The sequence below is a fragment of the Leyella stercorea DSM 18206 genome, assembly GCF_000235885.1.
Taxonomy (GTDB): Bacteria; Bacteroidota; Bacteroidia; order Bacteroidales; family Bacteroidaceae; genus Prevotella; species Prevotella stercorea.
The window spans coordinates 1-14,738 of sequence record NZ_JH379470.1; the positions used below are offsets into that span (position 1 = coordinate 1).

The window sequence follows — 14,738 nt, forward strand, 5'->3', positions numbered from 1 at the left end:
CATTGTAAAATATTTTTACCAGCAAGCTTGAGCTTAAGCCTTACTAGGCCTTTCTAAGCCTCCCTACGCTTTCGCGAGGAATTCAAACTGCTGTTTGTTTGTATCTGTTCAGAACGAGCTTCCATTTTTAAGTTTAAAGTCAAACAAACTTGACGGTTCGTTTTTCTTCTACCCAAGAACGATTGTTCATCGTTCTCGCTTCTTGTACTACTTCTGTCTTATGTAAATCTTTTCAAAGAACTCTTGTTTCTGTTCGCTTCCTGTTTCGCTCCGCATCTCTCACGTTTGCTTGAGACACCGTTGCTGTTCGAAAGCGGATGCAAAGGTATAGCTTTTTTGTAAACCACCAAAACTTTTGAAGGGAAAAGTTGAGAATTTATGCTCGTTTTAACAGTTGTTTACAATTAAAACGTCACATTGTGGACGCACACATTATATTATTATACGCGCGAGAAATACCATCAAAAGACAGCAGTAGAAAGCTCGTGTTATTGCCACGCTACGGCAATGTTGTTTTTGTGCTACGGCAATATTGTTTGAGTGCTACGGCAACATTGTTTTAGTGCTACGAAAATATCAACCAATGTAATACATGAAATAACACAGCACAATAATAAATATGTAGAGCTATTTGCTCATATCATTTTTTTGCCGTAAATTTGCACTACTCGTGTGCCACCATGCGCACTAAAAACCGAAGAAAACAAAACATTCACATAAAACCTAAAAAAAACAAATCTATGAACAAGTATCCAAAAATTGGTATTCGCCCCACCATCGACGGTCGTCAGGGTGGCGTTCGCGAGAGTCTTGAAGAGAAGACAATGAACCTTGCACGTTCGGTTGCAAAACTTATCACAGAAAACTTACGCAACGGTGACGGCTCACCCGTGGAGTGTGTCATCGCTGACACTACAATAGGACGCGTCGGAGAGAGTGCTGCCTGCGCTGAAAAGTTTGAGCGCGAGGGTGTTGGATCTACCATCACCGTCACATCATGCTGGTGCTATGGTGCTGAGACAATGGACATGAACCCGCACTGGCCGAAGGCTGTATGGGGCTTCAACGGCACGGAGCGTCCGGGCGCAGTATATCTGGCAGCCGTGCTCGCTGCTCACGCACAGAAGGGTCTGCCCGCGTTCGGCATCTACGGACACGACGTGCAGGACCTCGCCGACGACTCTATACCGGCTGACGTGGCAGAGAAGATTCTGCGCTTCGCACGCGCTGCTCAGGCAGTGGCTACAATGCGCGGCAAGTCGTACCTCTCTATGGGTTCGGCATGTATGGGTATCGCAGGTTCTATCGTCGACCCGAACTTCTTCCAGGAGTATCTCGGCATGCGCAACGAGAGCGTTGACCTCACCGAGATTATCCGCCGCATGACAGAAGGCATCTACGACCACGTAGAGTTTGAGAAGGCTATGGAGTGGACACGCGAGAACTGCATGACCAACGAGGGCGAGGACATCGCTAACCGCCCCGAGAAGGCAAAGACACGCGAGCAGAAGGACCAGGACTGGGAGTTCATCGTGAAGATGATGATGATCATGAAGGACCTCATGCACGGCAACCCGCGCCTCGCCGAGCTCGGCTACAAGGAGGAGGCTATCGGACACAACGCCATCGCAGGCGGTTTCCAGGGCCAGCGCCAATGGACCGACTTCTACCCGAACGGCGACTATCCTGAAGCACTCATGAACACCTCGTTCGACTGGAACGGTCTGCGCGAGCCTATCACACTGGCTACGGAGAACGATGCTGGCAACGGCGTGGCTATGCTCTTCAACCACCTGCTCACGGGCAGAGCACAAATCTTCTCTGACGTGCGTACCTACTGGAGCCCTGAGGCTGTGAAGCGCGTTACTGGCAAGGAGCTTACCGGTATGGCAGCTAACGGTATCATCCACCTCATCAACTCGGGTGCAACAACACTCGACGGCTCTGGCGCAGCTACTGACGCAGAGGGCAAACCAGTGATGAAGCACTTCTGGGAGATGACAGACAAGGATGTAGACGCTTGCCTCCAGGCTACCACATGGTATCCGGCTAACCGCGACTACTTCCGCGGCGGCGGTTTCTCTTCAAACTTCCTCACACGCGGCGGTATGCCCGTAACAATGGTTCGTCTGAACCTCGTGAAGGGACTCGGTCCGGTTCTGCAGCTCGCTGAGGGATGGACAGTAGACGTTGACCCAGAAATCCACAAGGTTCTCGACAAGCGCACCGACCCGACATGGCCTACCACATGGTTCGTTCCACGCCTCACCGACAAGGCTCCGTTCAAGGACGTTTACTCTGTGATGAACAACTGGGGTGCTAACCACGGTGCCATCACTTACGGACACGTAGGTGCCGACCTCATCACGCTCTGCTCTATGCTCCGCATTCCGGTTTGTATGCACAACGTGGAGGACGAGAAGATCTTCCGCCCAGCTTCATGGAACGCATTCGGCATGGATAAGGAAGGCGCAGACTTCCGCGCTTGCAAGAACTACGGACCGATTTACAAATAAAACAAAAAGCCCCTCCCCGACCCTCCCCCGACGGGGAGGGAGAGAGAAGGGCAGAATACTAATATTTTAAATATCGCCTCATCAATCACCCTCCCCGATTGGGGAGGGAGGGAAGGGGCTCTAAATACAATGACCAGAAGATTTATCCTCAACGAAGTATCTTACTTCGGCCCCAGCGCACGCAAGGAGTTGCCTGGCGAAATACGCCGTCTCGGTTTGCACAAGGCACTTGTTTGCACCGATAAAGACCTTATTAAGTTTGGTGTTGCACAGAAAGTGCTCGACGTGCTCGACGAGGCACAGATACCATACGAGGTGTTCAGCGAGATAAAGCAGAACCCGACCGTAAAGAACGTGAAGCTCGGTCTGGAAGCATTCGCCAAGTCGGGTGCCGACTTCCTGCTCGCCATCGGCGGCGGTTCGAGCATCGACACATCGAAGGCCATCGGCATCATCACCAACAACCCTGAGTTTGCTGACGTAGTGTCGCTCGAAGGCGTTGCCGACACCAAGCACAAGTCGGTGCCAATCATCGCCCTGCCTACAACAGCCGGCACAGCAGCCGAAGTGACCATCAACTACGTCATCACCGATGAGGAGAACGAGAAGAAGATGGTATGCGTCGACCCTAACGACATCCCCGCTATCGCCATCGTAGACGCAGAGCTGATGTACACTCTGCCGCGCTCGCTCACCGCAGCTACCGGTCTCGACGCACTCACTCACGCCATCGAGGGCCTCATCACAAAGGGTGCTTGGGAGATGAGCGATATGTTCGAGATTAAGGCTATCGAGATGATCGCACGCCACCTGGAGACAGCCGTTAACGAGCCGTCCAACCCCGAGGCTCGCGACGGAATGGCTGTGGCTCAGTACGTGGCAGGCATGGCGTTCTCTAATGTCGGCCTTGGCGCAGTACACGGCATGGCTCACCCGCTCGGCGCTATCTTCGACATTCCGCACGGCGTGGCTAACGCTCTGCTCCTGCCTATCGTGATGGAGTTCAACGCTCCTGCAGCGCTCGACAAGTACGTCACAATCGCCAAGGCGATGAACGCATACAAGGAAGGCATGACTCGCGAAGAGGCTGCCGAGGCAGCTGTTGACGCAGTGCGCCAGCTCAGCATCCGCGTAGGCATTCCGCAGCATCTCGCAGAACTCGGCATCAAGGAGACAGACCTGCCGCGTCTGGCTAAGGCAGCCTTTGCTGACGTCTGCACACCGGGCAACCCACGCGACATCACGGAAGAGGACATCCTCGAACTCTACAAGAAAGCGTTTTAATAAAGAAAAAAACATGATACAGGATTATCAGATACAGGAATTTCTGCGTCAGGCTCACCGCGTAGGCGATGCAGGCTTGACATTGTGCTCAAGTGGCAACATCTCATGGCGCATCGGCGACGAAGCGCTCGTTTCAGGCACTGGCTCATGGGTGCCGACACTTCCGAAAGAGAAGGTGTCTATCTGCCGCGTCAGCGACGGCGCTGTGCTCAACGGCGTGAAGCCTTCAATGGAGAGCGGCTTCCACCTCGGCGTGCTCCGCGAGCGTCCCGACTGCGACGTAGTGCTCCACTTCCAGTCGAAGTATGCAACCGTTGTGTCGTGCATGACAGAGACACCGAAGGACTTCAACGTAACAGCCGAGGTGCCGTGCCACGTAGGTCGCGAGATACCGGTCATCCCCTACTTCCGCCCAGGCTCACCAGAGCTTGCCGAGGCTGTTAAGGCCGCGCTGAAGGACCACAACTCTGCACTCATGCTGAAGCATGGTCAGGTGGTTTGCGGCAAGACCTTCGACGAAGTGTTCGAGCGTGCAATGTTCTTCGAGATGGCATGTCGCATCATCGTGCTCAGCGGCGGCAAGTATAACACGCTGACCAACGAGGAGATCGACGACCTTGAAAGCTACGTGTTGGGAAAGAAGGGATAAAAAGATGGTGAGAAGGAGAGGTGTTGAGATGGTGAGGTGTTGAGGTGTTGAGATTAGATGTTGCTATTGTCACCATCTCAACGCATCACCACCTCACCACACCACCTCACCACATCAACACCTCACCACATCAACCTTATCAATATGACCTATTTAGCTATCGACTTCGGCGGCGGCTCAGGACGAGTCGTCGCCGGAACTATTACAACCGAAGGCGGAAAGAAGCAGCTCACCATGCAGCTCGTACACCGCTTCCAGAACCGACAGGTGCGCCTCGGCGAGCACGTCTACTGGGACTTCCCTGCCCTCTTCGAGGACATGAAGACCGGACTGCGCAAGGCGTCACAGCTCGGACTGAAGGTGTCGGGCATCGCCGTGGACACATGGGGTGTCGACTTCGGACTCATCGACCGCAACGGCGACCTCATCGGCAACCCCGTCTGCTACCGCGACGCACGCACGCAGGGCATGACTGACGAGTTCTTCGCCGACACCGACCGCACCGCCCACTACAGCGTGAACGGCACGCAGGTGATGGAGATAAACACGCTGTTCCAACTCCTGAGTCTCAAGAAAGCCAACTCGCCGCAGCTGCAGATAGCCGACAAGATGCTCTTCACGCCCGACCTCTTCTCCTACTTCCTCACCAGCGAGGCGAACACCGAGTACACTATAGCCTCAACATCCGAGATGCTCAACGCCACGACACGCGACTGGGACTGGGAACTTATCGACCGTCTCCAGCTGCCGCGCCACCTCTTCTGCCCCATCGTTATGCCGGGCACCGTGCGCGGAAAGCTGCGTAAGGACATAGCCGAGGAGACCGGACTGGGCGAAGTGGACGTTATTGCTGTCGGTTCGCACGACACGGCGAGTGCCGTAGCGGCGGTTCCGGCTAAGGACGACGAAAGCCCCGTGGCGTTCATCAGCTCCGGAACATGGTCGCTGCTGGGTGTAGAGCTCAACGAGCCGATACTCACCGAAGAGGCACGCCGCGCCGAGTTCACCAACGAAGGCGGCATAGGCGGCAAGATCACGTTCCTGCAGAACATCACCGGACTGTGGTTCCTGCAGCGTCTTATGGCAGAATGGAAGGAAGAAGGCGACGAACAGCAGTATGACACGCTCCTCGCCGCTGCCGCAGAAGCCGAAATAAAGACCGTGATACCGGTAGACGCAAAGGAGTTTCAGAATCCCAAGTCGATGCAGGCTGCTATCTGCGACTATTGCGCGGAGCACGCGCTCGAAGTGCCACAGTCGAAGGCTGCCACCACGCGCGTCGTACTGCAGTCGCTCGCAGCGAAGTATGCCGAGGCAACAGCACATCTCAACTCGATGCTGCCCAAGCCGATACAGAAGCTGCACATCATCGGCGGCGGATCGCAGAACAAGCTACTCAACCGTCTTACAGAAGAAGCACTCGGCGTGCCCGTGGAGGCAGGACCCGTAGAGGCAACAGCCATAGGCAACATACTCTGCCAGGCACTCGCCAAGGGCGAAGTGAAATCGGTGACAGAGATGCGTAAAATTGAAATCTAAACAAAGCAAATGAAACAACCTATTCTATCAAAGGACGGCGTGAGCTACATCGTCCCGTTCATCCTCATCACGTCGTGTTTCGCCCTGTGGGGCTTCGCCAACGACATCACCAACCCGATGGTGAAGGCGTTCTCTAAGATTTTCCGCATGTCGGCGACAGACGGCGCACTCGTCCAGGTGGCGTTCTACGGCGGCTACTTCGCCATGGCGTTCCCGGCAGCCATGTTCATACGCCGCTACAGCTACAAGGCAGGCGTGCTCGTCGGACTCGGACTGTATGCGCTCGGTGCTCTGCTGTTCTATCCGGCAAAGATGACGGGCGAATACTATCCGTTCCTCGCAGCCTACTTCATCCTCACATGCGGATTGTCGTTCCTCGAGACATCGTCGAACCCGTACATCCTCTCAATGGGAACAGAGGAGACGGCAACACGCCGACTGAACCTTGCGCAGTCGTTCAACCCGATGGGCTCATTGCTGGGCATGTTCGTGGCTATGAACTTCATCCAGGCAAAGCTCAATCCGCTTGATACGGCAGCACGTGCCCAGCTCAACGATGCACAGTTTGAAGCGGTGAAGGAGAGCGACCTGAGTGTTCTGATTGCTCCGTACCTTGCTATCGGCATCGTTATCTTCGCCATGTTCATGCTCATCCTCATCAAGAAGATGCCTCACAACGGCGACAAGAACCACGACATCAACTTCGTGCCCACGCTGCACCGCATCTTCTCGCTGCCCCACTACCGAGAGGGTGTCATAGCACAATTCTTCTACGTCGGCGTACAGATCATGTGCTGGACCTTCATCATCCAGTACGGCACGCCAATCCTCATGGCTGAGGGCATGACGGAGCAGGCAGCCGAAGTGATGTCGCAGCAGTACAACATCATCGCGATGGTCATCTTCTGCTGCTCGCGCTTCATCTGCACGTTCCTCCTTCGCTATATCAACACTGGACAGCTGCTTATGATACTCGCCATTGCAGGCGGTGCACTCGTATGTGGTGTGATTTTCATGCACAACATCTACGGTCTGTACTGTCTCGTCGGCGTAAGCGCATGTATGTCGCTCATGTTCCCCACTATCTACGGCATTGCCCTTACTGGCTTGGGCGACGATGCGAAGTTTGGCGCAGCAGGTCTCATCATGTCCATCCTCGGCGGTAGCGTTCTGCCTCCGCTCCAGGCTTCCATCATAGACCGTGGTGAGCTCTTTGGTATGCCAGCCGTGAACGTCTCGTTCGTACTGCCGTTCATCTGCTTCGTCGTTATCGCCATCTACGGACAGCGCACGTACATGAGAAGCAAGAACAAGCTGAAAGGATAACACATCATTCCATAACAAAAGCCATTGCAACAACTGATGCAATGGCTTTTTTATTGCTTTTCGCTAAAACACATAGCATCCGCATCGGTCGTTACAAACATTTATAACACGTATATATTAATTTCTTTTAATAAAATTTTGGTTAAACAATATTATTTTATACTTTTGCACGGATTTTCCAACATTTGTCTGACAAAGCAAGAATTAACTATAACGAAACGATAAAAACATTCAAAGAAAAGCAACATGAAACTATTTAAGCGAGCTCTTACATTAACTATCCTTGCTATTTTCACAATGTATAGTCACGCCCAATCAATAGATGAGATTAAGAAGAATTCGAATTACATTTGGGGTGAAGGTAATGGCACAACAATGAGTGATGCCGAAGGAGAAGCACTACGCCAAATGAGCGTGCAGATATCTGTCTCGGTGTACAACTCCTCTTACGACGAAGAGAGCAACGACAACAGCGTGCAGAAAGCAGTGCTTCAATCGGTAAGTTCAGCAAAGTTCACTAATGTACAGATGCGCGTACTGGAAGAAGAACCAAACGCAAAAGTCTTCTGCTTCATGCCGCGTAGCGAGGTTAAGAAGATGTTCGAGAAGCGTGCAAACCACATTGTCAACATGGTGGACGCAGGCAAGACAGCCGAGAGTCGTATGATGATTGATGAAGCTCTCCGAAACTACTACTGGGCTTTGGTTTTAGCAAAGACGACACCCGAACCCGTAGAGATAGAGTTTAACGACAAGAAGGGTGAGGCAACCTCTTTGTTACCGATAAAGATAAAGTCGGTACTTGCGATGATTAATGCAAGCGTCAAGGAAATTCAAGACGACAAGAATATAATTCTCGACTTCACATACAATGGTAAGCCCGTGTCATCATTGAACTTCAAATATAACGACGGCCAAAGCATTGTTGGTCCGATAGTAGCACGCGACGGCATTGGCGAAGCATCGATGGCATCGATACCTGCCGACGGAAAGCTACATCTCACATACGAGCTACGTTTCCGCAACGAGGTAGACCCCACCGACTCGGACATAGCAGGCGCATTCAACGCCGGTATTCTCCCAAACATCAACTCTTCTGTAGCCATCGCAATAAAAAACAACAGCAAGAAGAAAGCCGCAGCACCCATGCTTGCATCTGCCGAGATACTTGCGGCTCAACCCACAAACGACAAACGTTCTATAGCCATGCAGAACGCCGACAACACAGACGATTTGCAACAGGCAGTGCTCGCCGTAGAGGCAGCCATATCATCAAACAATCCAAAGTCGGCTTTCAACTATTTCACACCTGAAGGCTACACGCTCTTCGCCAACCTTATGGCAAAGAATGGCAAGGTGACCCTTGTGGGCAAAGCCCAAAGCCACAACTTCATCATCGCCGATGGCTACATCATCGGAAGAGCCACAAACATCAAGCGACAGTTCCGCAACGGCAAGGCGTTCATGGAAAAACTGGTTTACAGATTCAACCCCGAATCGAGAAAGATAGAGTCGGTGGCATTCGCACTGACACAACGTGCCGAGAACGACATTATGAACGCAGCCGCATCGTGGCCAGAAGTGTCGCGTTGGGCAATCCTCAACTTCATGGAAGACTACCAGACGGCTTTTGCTCTGAAACGCACCGATTATATCAATAGCATCTTCTCTGACGATGCACTCATCATCACAGGTACCATACTGAAGAAATTGAACAACGCTGAGAGAGCATTCGACCGCAGCAAGTCGCTCGACCTTGGCGGACCGAAAGACATTGCCTATAGCCAGCTCTCAAAGACAGAGTACATCGATCGTTTGCGAAAGATATTCAACACTCGCGAATACGTACACTTGCAGTTCGAGGACAATGTAACAAGAATGATCGACCTCCCTGCCATTAACGGCATAAACAAGGGAGCTGCGTTTGGCATCGAAATAAAGCAACGCTACGAGTCGACAGGCTATTCGGACGACGGCTATCTCACAATGGTGTTCGACACACGCGGAAAGCTACCTATAATACACGTACGTCTGTGGCAGCCAGACAAGAACAATATGATGTCGCTACAGGAGTTCATTTCACGATTTAACAAATAACAGTCAAAAATAAAGCTATGATTAAACGATTATTCTTATTTGTGTTAGTATGTGTAATGCATACTGCTATGTATGCACAGACCGACACACAGAGCAAGGCACAGATGGTGTTCAGCAACGACTTCCACGACGCATCAGGACAGTTGGGCAATCTCACTGCACACTTCATCACCGAGAAGACATGGACAGACATGAATGGCGAGATTGGTGCTATCGTGCGTATTAAAGTGACGGGTATGTCAGTTTCGGAGATGTCAAAACTGAAAGTGATCGGTTCTGCCAACGCAAGTGTACACGACACCCAGTTCCTGGAGAACGAGCAAGAATGGATTGTCCCCCTCTCTAAGGGCACCAACATGTGGCTGGAGATGAGTCATCCGACATACGGCAAGAGTACTCGTCTTTCGTTGCCAAAGCTGAAAGAGAAAGGTATGTACGACGTGACACTCGTGAACAACCGCACTACTACAATTGTTGTACACTCGTTGCCCGACGGTGCAGACGTGTATCTTGACGGCAATCACCACGGCAAGACTCCATGCGAGATTTCAGAGCAGCGCTTTGGCAAGCACGACCTTAAGCTGATGTCGGCTCTAAGACTAAGGAGGTAAAGATTGATGTGGAAGAGGGTCACACCTTCTTCGACGATTTCGACTTCCGTGAGCGTCGCAACATCAACATCATCAGCTCGGAGGACAACACTACTATCTACATCGACAACCAACTCATCGGTCAGGCACCGATACACAACTATGAAGTGCTTGTAGGTCCGCACACGTTCAAGGCTATTCACACTGGTTCGAAGGGATACAACGACACGCAGATTGACGAGCAGACTATCGACATCTCTTCGCAGACAGAGATTAAGCTCTACCCTATCAAGAAAGGTAATGTGCAGGTACTCACAAGATATGCCGGTAAACCAGTATACGCAGAACTTGTCGTAGACAACAAAGACAAGTACACCAGTGAGCCGAGCTACAAGGTGAACCTTCCCTACGGCACCCACTCGTTCAGAGTGTCATACAATGGCAAGTCGAAGGAGAAGTTCATCAACGTAAACAAGCCTGAGCAGACACAGGTGTTCAAGCTTAGTGCGAAGAACGATGTCATATGGCCGTGGCAGCGCGAGTACGACATAGCACCGGTGGGATTCTCTCTGGCTTATGTCTACAAGCAGCTTGTAACAACGGGCGAAGGACAGAAACTGAAGGAGAACGGTGTCTGGCCGGACGGAAAGGGAAAGACTCTGAAGGGTATGCAAGCAGGTCTGCACTTCCAGCCGTGCTTCAAGTTTGGTTTGGGTCTTTACACTGGTTTATTCTACGAGCTATATGTGTCGACAAGCAAGAAGTACGACTATGACATGTTCATAGAGCATTGTGCTTATGTGCCCGTCCACCTGTACTATCGTATTCCTTTCGGCAGAAAAGTGGCGTTGTCGGTACACGGAGGTTTGGGCTTCAACTATGTCATCCACGGTGCTTTCTCTGCCAAGGACGAAGATATTGAGGATTATACAGACTTCTATGAAGAGGACGGTTTTCCAAAGAAGTTCAACATGGCTATGGAGGTTGGCGCAGGCTTGCGCTTAGGTGCCTTCCAACTCAACTTCCAGTATGGTAAGGGCTTGAACGACCATAAATCATACCGTTCGCAGGGCGACTTTAAGACAATCCAGAACAAGTACACCTTCGGTGTTTCGTATATGTTCAGCGCAGAATAAAAAGCGCTGAACTGTTAAGAACAAAACTACAACAGAAAGCCGCTGGGCGAAAGGAAGTGCATCGGTTCGCCCGTGATGGGGTGACGGAACGTGAGTTCGGCAGCGTGAAGGTACATACGGTCGGCGCGCTCTGTGCCGTAGAGGGGGTCGCCAAGAATAGGACAGGCGAGTCCTTGCGGATGGGCACAATGCACCCGGAGTTGATGCGTACGACCGGTTTTAGGATATAGGTGGACAAGGGTTAGGCTCTTGTCCGCCTTTTTTGTTGTGTACGCCACGGCAGTATTCGCATCCGCTGCCCTCACCTCTACTATATTATATAATGTTAGTGCGGGCTTGCCGTGCTCCATGTCCACACGCTGGCGCGGACGATCGTTAATGTCGGCGATGAGAGGCAGAGATATGCAGCCCGATGAATACTTGGCAAATTGAATAGCAAACGGTTCAAGTCGTAGGAGGCTACGGCATTCTTGCCGTAGCCCTTGGCCATAGAAATACAAATGGCTACAACTATTTGCAATGGCTACGGCAGGAATGCCATAGCCTCCTACAATATGCTTCGGCACACCGCTGAGCACAGCCTCGTAGCGTTTCACGGTCTCGCGACTGGCGAACTGACGCTGCAACTCTACATACGCCTGCTCGGTGCGGGCGAGCACAAGCAATCCACTCGTGTCCATATCGAGACGATGGGCAGCTTTGAGGAATTTTGAGTTTTGAGTTTTGAATTTTGAATTGTTCGCAAAGTATTCCTCAACGCTGACACTTGCAGAGTCGTCCGCCTTACCCGGCACCGACAGCATACCTGCCGGCTTGTCAACCACAAGGATATACTCGTCCGCATACAGCACGCGCGGCTCTGCGGTGTGCCGCTTCTGTGCGAGCGGATTGGGCGCCACGTCGAGTCCCTTGAGCATGTGCGTGAGTATGGGCAGACACTTCGAGCGACACGCCGGATAGTAGTGCAGATGGTGTCTTATCTCCGACGCAGGCGACTCGCCCCACCAGAACTCCGCCATGCAGACGGGGCGCAGGCGGTGCTGATAGGCGTATTGCAGGAGCTTCGGTGCACAGCAGTCGCCGGCTCCGGCTGGGGGCATGGCGTGCGTGTACTCGCGGAAGATGTCGATGAGGTCGTGCTCCTCGCCTTTGGCGTTGAGCATACGATAAGCCGCGAAGAGCCAACGCTGCAGCTCGTCGCTCATCTGCTTGCGCTTGCGATGAAGCGACTTCAAGAGTGTGGCGTGTGGATTGTGGAATGCTGATTCGGCTTGCTCCATCGCCTTGCGGCGGCGGCGCAGCTCAGCCTTCATAAACTGGCTCTCGCGTATCATCTCCGCTTGCTCCTCCTCGCTCAGCGGCTCGCCACTCTTGCGGCGTGCGTCGCGGCGTGCCTTGGCTGCGTCTACCTCCACCTTGAACGCTTCCACCTCAGCCTGCAATCGTTTCGTCATCTCCTCGTGCTGCGCCACGCTTTGCAGATACTGCGGATCGTGTTCGATGGCACTAATCTCACGGTTGATGGCACTAATCTCGCGCTCCGTGCGCTTGAAATGTCCGTCGGGCTGCTGCGCATCGAACACGGGCGGCACGAAGTATTGCCAGTCGTTCCTGCCTCCGAGCAGACCAGAATAGGCAGCAAGAAATCCGCGCTGTAATGCACCCTCCTCGTCTTTATACTCCACAACGAGCACACCGAACATCTTTCCGCAACCCTTCTCCGCACTCATCAGACCTGTCGTGGCGATATAGTGCTGAAGTTCCTCAGAGGCAGCCTCTGCAAGCGGGTCTACGTCGTAGCAGAACGGATAAGTGAACTGACGGGGTGAAGGGGTGGAAGTGGAAAGAGCGTGGAGCATGTTCGAGTTTTGAGTTTTGAATTTTGAATTGTCGGCTTCGCCGATTTTGAATTATTCAATGTCGAATTTGGAATTATCCAATGTTGAGTGTTGAATTGATTGCAAAGTTATTGAATTTTACAAATTGTGGGGCATAATACGTCGGTTTTTCGATAATTTTATCTACATTTGCATTATTGAATACCCAAGACTAAACACCTCAATCAAATATCCGAAAGGTAACAATTAAAAATTAACAATTAATAATTAAACATTATAGCAATGAGTACACTCAAAAAAGACTTCGCCTCTAAGCTTCTCGAAGTAAAGGCAATCAAGCTTCAGCCCAACGATCCGTTCACATGGGCATCAGGTTGGAAATCTCCGTTCTACTGCGACAACCGCAAGACTCTTTCGTTCCCTTGGTTGCGCTCATACGTTAAGCTCGAACTCGTACACACCATTCTCGAGCACTTCCCCGAGGCAGAGGCAGTGGCAGGCGTAGCTACCGGCGCTATCGCTCAGGGCGCACTGGTTGCCGACGAGCTCAACTTCCCATACGTTTACGTGCGCTCTAAGGCTAAGGACCACGGTATGCAGAACCTCATCGAGGGCGAACTGCCGGCTGGTGCCAAGGTGGTTGTTGTAGAAGACCTCATCTCTACCGGTGGCAGCTCACTGAAGGCTGTTGCTGCTCTGCGCGAGGCAGGCTACCAGGTAGTGGGCATGGTGGCATCGTACACCTACGGCTTCCCCGTTGCGGCTCAGGCTTTCGCCGAGGCTGACGTGCGCCTTGAGACCCTCACCGACTACGACCACGTCGTAGAGCAGGCTCTTGAGACGGGCTACATCAAAAACGAGGACGTGGAGCTGCTGCACGAGTGGCGCAAGGACCCAGCTAACTGGAAGAAGTAATAAGGTGTTGTGGTGGTGAGATGGTGATGTGGTGACATTAGCTATGCAAATCTCAACACATTTCTCAACATCTCAACACCTCAACATTTTTCGAAGAAAAAACACATGACAACATTCGAAAGTACAATACGACAGATCAACTATCCGCAGCAGAATGTCTACAACAAGCTCAGCGACCTCAGCAACCTGCAGGCGCTGAAGGAACGCTACGAGCTGATGAAGGACACGATGCCGGAGGAAGCACGCCAGCAGGCGGAGAAGATTAAGGACATGACGTTCGACTCCGACTCGCTCTCTGTCAACGTGCCGCCAGTAGGATCTATCCGCCTGCGCATCGTAGACCGCGACGAGCCGAAGTGCATCAAGTTCGAGAGCGAGCAGAGCCCCATCCCGTTCAACTTCTGGATTCAGCTGCTGCCCGTCACCGCCACCACGTCGAAGATGAAGCTCACCATCAAGGCTGAGCTAAACATGTTCATCAAACAGATGGTGAAGAAACCGCTGCAGGAGGGCATCGAGAAGATTGCCGACGTGCTGCAGATGATACAGTATTAAGCTGCATAGGAGGGTATGGCATCCTGCCATACCCACGCCGCCGGCAACGTACAGAACATAACACGCACCAGTAAGAGCACGCTCTGCACTTATTGGTCGTCATCGCTCTACACCACTGCCCCGAAACACGCCTACTGTCTGATGTAAACGACACAAAGGTTGAGACAAAGTACAGCGGATTAAATCGCGCATACGGTCTCGTCATACGACCCGTGTCGGATTAATAGATAACCATTGCTACATAGCGATAATAAAAGATACACAAGAGGGCGTGTCAAAACTCCCAATATAAA

General features: G+C 52.2%; 12 protein-coding genes. 11 read left to right on the forward strand and 1 reads right to left on the reverse strand.

The window, feature by feature from the left end:
- The first annotated feature begins 740 nt into the window (after positions 1 to 740).
- The 8 genes from fucI to HMPREF0673_RS12075 all read left to right on the forward strand — a co-directional run bounded on the left by fucI (position 741) and on the right by HMPREF0673_RS12075 (position 11,137).
- The gene (fucI, locus tag HMPREF0673_RS12040) at positions 741 to 2,516 is read left to right on the forward strand and encodes an L-fucose isomerase (protein WP_040596980.1); all 1,776 of its coding nucleotides are present in this window, start codon (positions 741 to 743) and stop codon (positions 2,514 to 2,516) included.
- A gap of 129 nt (positions 2,517 to 2,645) precedes the next feature.
- On the forward strand, positions 2,646 to 3,800 hold the full coding sequence (fucO, locus tag HMPREF0673_RS12045) for a lactaldehyde reductase (protein ID WP_007902932.1): 1,155 nt from the start codon (positions 2,646 to 2,648) through the stop codon (positions 3,798 to 3,800).
- A gap of 13 nt (positions 3,801 to 3,813) precedes the next feature.
- Positions 3,814 to 4,449 carry a class II aldolase/adducin family protein gene (locus HMPREF0673_RS12050; RefSeq protein WP_007902935.1) on the forward strand — a complete coding sequence of 212 codons (636 nt, stop codon included), beginning with the start codon at positions 3,814 to 3,816 and terminating at the stop codon, positions 4,447 to 4,449.
- 144 nt (positions 4,450 to 4,593) lie between these two features.
- Positions 4,594 to 5,988: a rhamnulokinase gene (locus HMPREF0673_RS12055; RefSeq protein WP_007902937.1), complete on the forward strand. Its 1,395-nt coding sequence runs from the start codon at positions 4,594 to 4,596 to the stop codon at positions 5,986 to 5,988.
- 9 nt (positions 5,989 to 5,997) lie between these two features.
- Positions 5,998 to 7,314 carry an L-fucose:H+ symporter permease gene (gene fucP / locus HMPREF0673_RS12060; RefSeq protein WP_007902941.1) on the forward strand — a complete coding sequence of 439 codons (1,317 nt, stop codon included), beginning with the start codon at positions 5,998 to 6,000 and terminating at the stop codon, positions 7,312 to 7,314.
- A 375-nt stretch (positions 7,315 to 7,689) separates the two neighbouring features.
- Entirely contained in the window at positions 7,690 to 9,411 is a 1,722-nt protein-coding gene (locus HMPREF0673_RS12065) for a hypothetical protein (protein WP_157591715.1), read from the forward strand.
- A 17-nt stretch (positions 9,412 to 9,428) separates the two neighbouring features.
- Complete coding sequence (locus tag HMPREF0673_RS12070; RefSeq protein WP_083825721.1) at positions 9,429 to 10,022, forward strand: PEGA domain-containing protein; 594 nt, start codon at positions 9,429 to 9,431, stop codon at positions 10,020 to 10,022.
- An 8-nt stretch (positions 10,023 to 10,030) separates the two neighbouring features.
- Positions 10,031 to 11,137, forward strand: coding sequence for a porin family protein (locus HMPREF0673_RS12075; RefSeq protein ID WP_007902953.1), 1,107 nt, complete (start codon positions 10,031 to 10,033; stop codon positions 11,135 to 11,137).
- Between the two features lie 26 nt (positions 11,138 to 11,163).
- Here the strand turns inward: HMPREF0673_RS12075 and HMPREF0673_RS12080 are convergent, their stop codons facing one another.
- Positions 11,164 to 12,996 carry an RluA family pseudouridine synthase gene (locus HMPREF0673_RS12080; protein WP_007902956.1) on the reverse strand — a complete coding sequence of 611 codons (1,833 nt, stop codon included), beginning with the start codon at positions 12,994 to 12,996 and terminating at the stop codon, positions 11,164 to 11,166.
- Between the two features lie 261 nt (positions 12,997 to 13,257).
- Between HMPREF0673_RS12080 and pyrE the strand changes: the two genes are divergently transcribed.
- The 3 genes from pyrE to HMPREF0673_RS14995 all read left to right on the forward strand — a co-directional run bounded on the left by pyrE (position 13,258) and on the right by HMPREF0673_RS14995 (position 14,592).
- Positions 13,258 to 13,890, forward strand: coding sequence for an orotate phosphoribosyltransferase (gene pyrE / locus HMPREF0673_RS12085; RefSeq protein WP_007902963.1), 633 nt, complete (start codon positions 13,258 to 13,260; stop codon positions 13,888 to 13,890).
- A gap of 105 nt (positions 13,891 to 13,995) precedes the next feature.
- Positions 13,996 to 14,445: a polyketide cyclase gene (locus HMPREF0673_RS12090; protein WP_007902967.1), complete on the forward strand. Its 450-nt coding sequence runs from the start codon at positions 13,996 to 13,998 to the stop codon at positions 14,443 to 14,445.
- Between the two features lie 15 nt (positions 14,446 to 14,460).
- A complete protein-coding gene (locus HMPREF0673_RS14995) occupies positions 14,461 to 14,592 on the forward strand; it encodes a hypothetical protein (protein ID WP_007902972.1) in 132 nt (43 codons plus the stop codon).
- Positions 14,593 to 14,738: the final 146 nt, after the last annotated feature.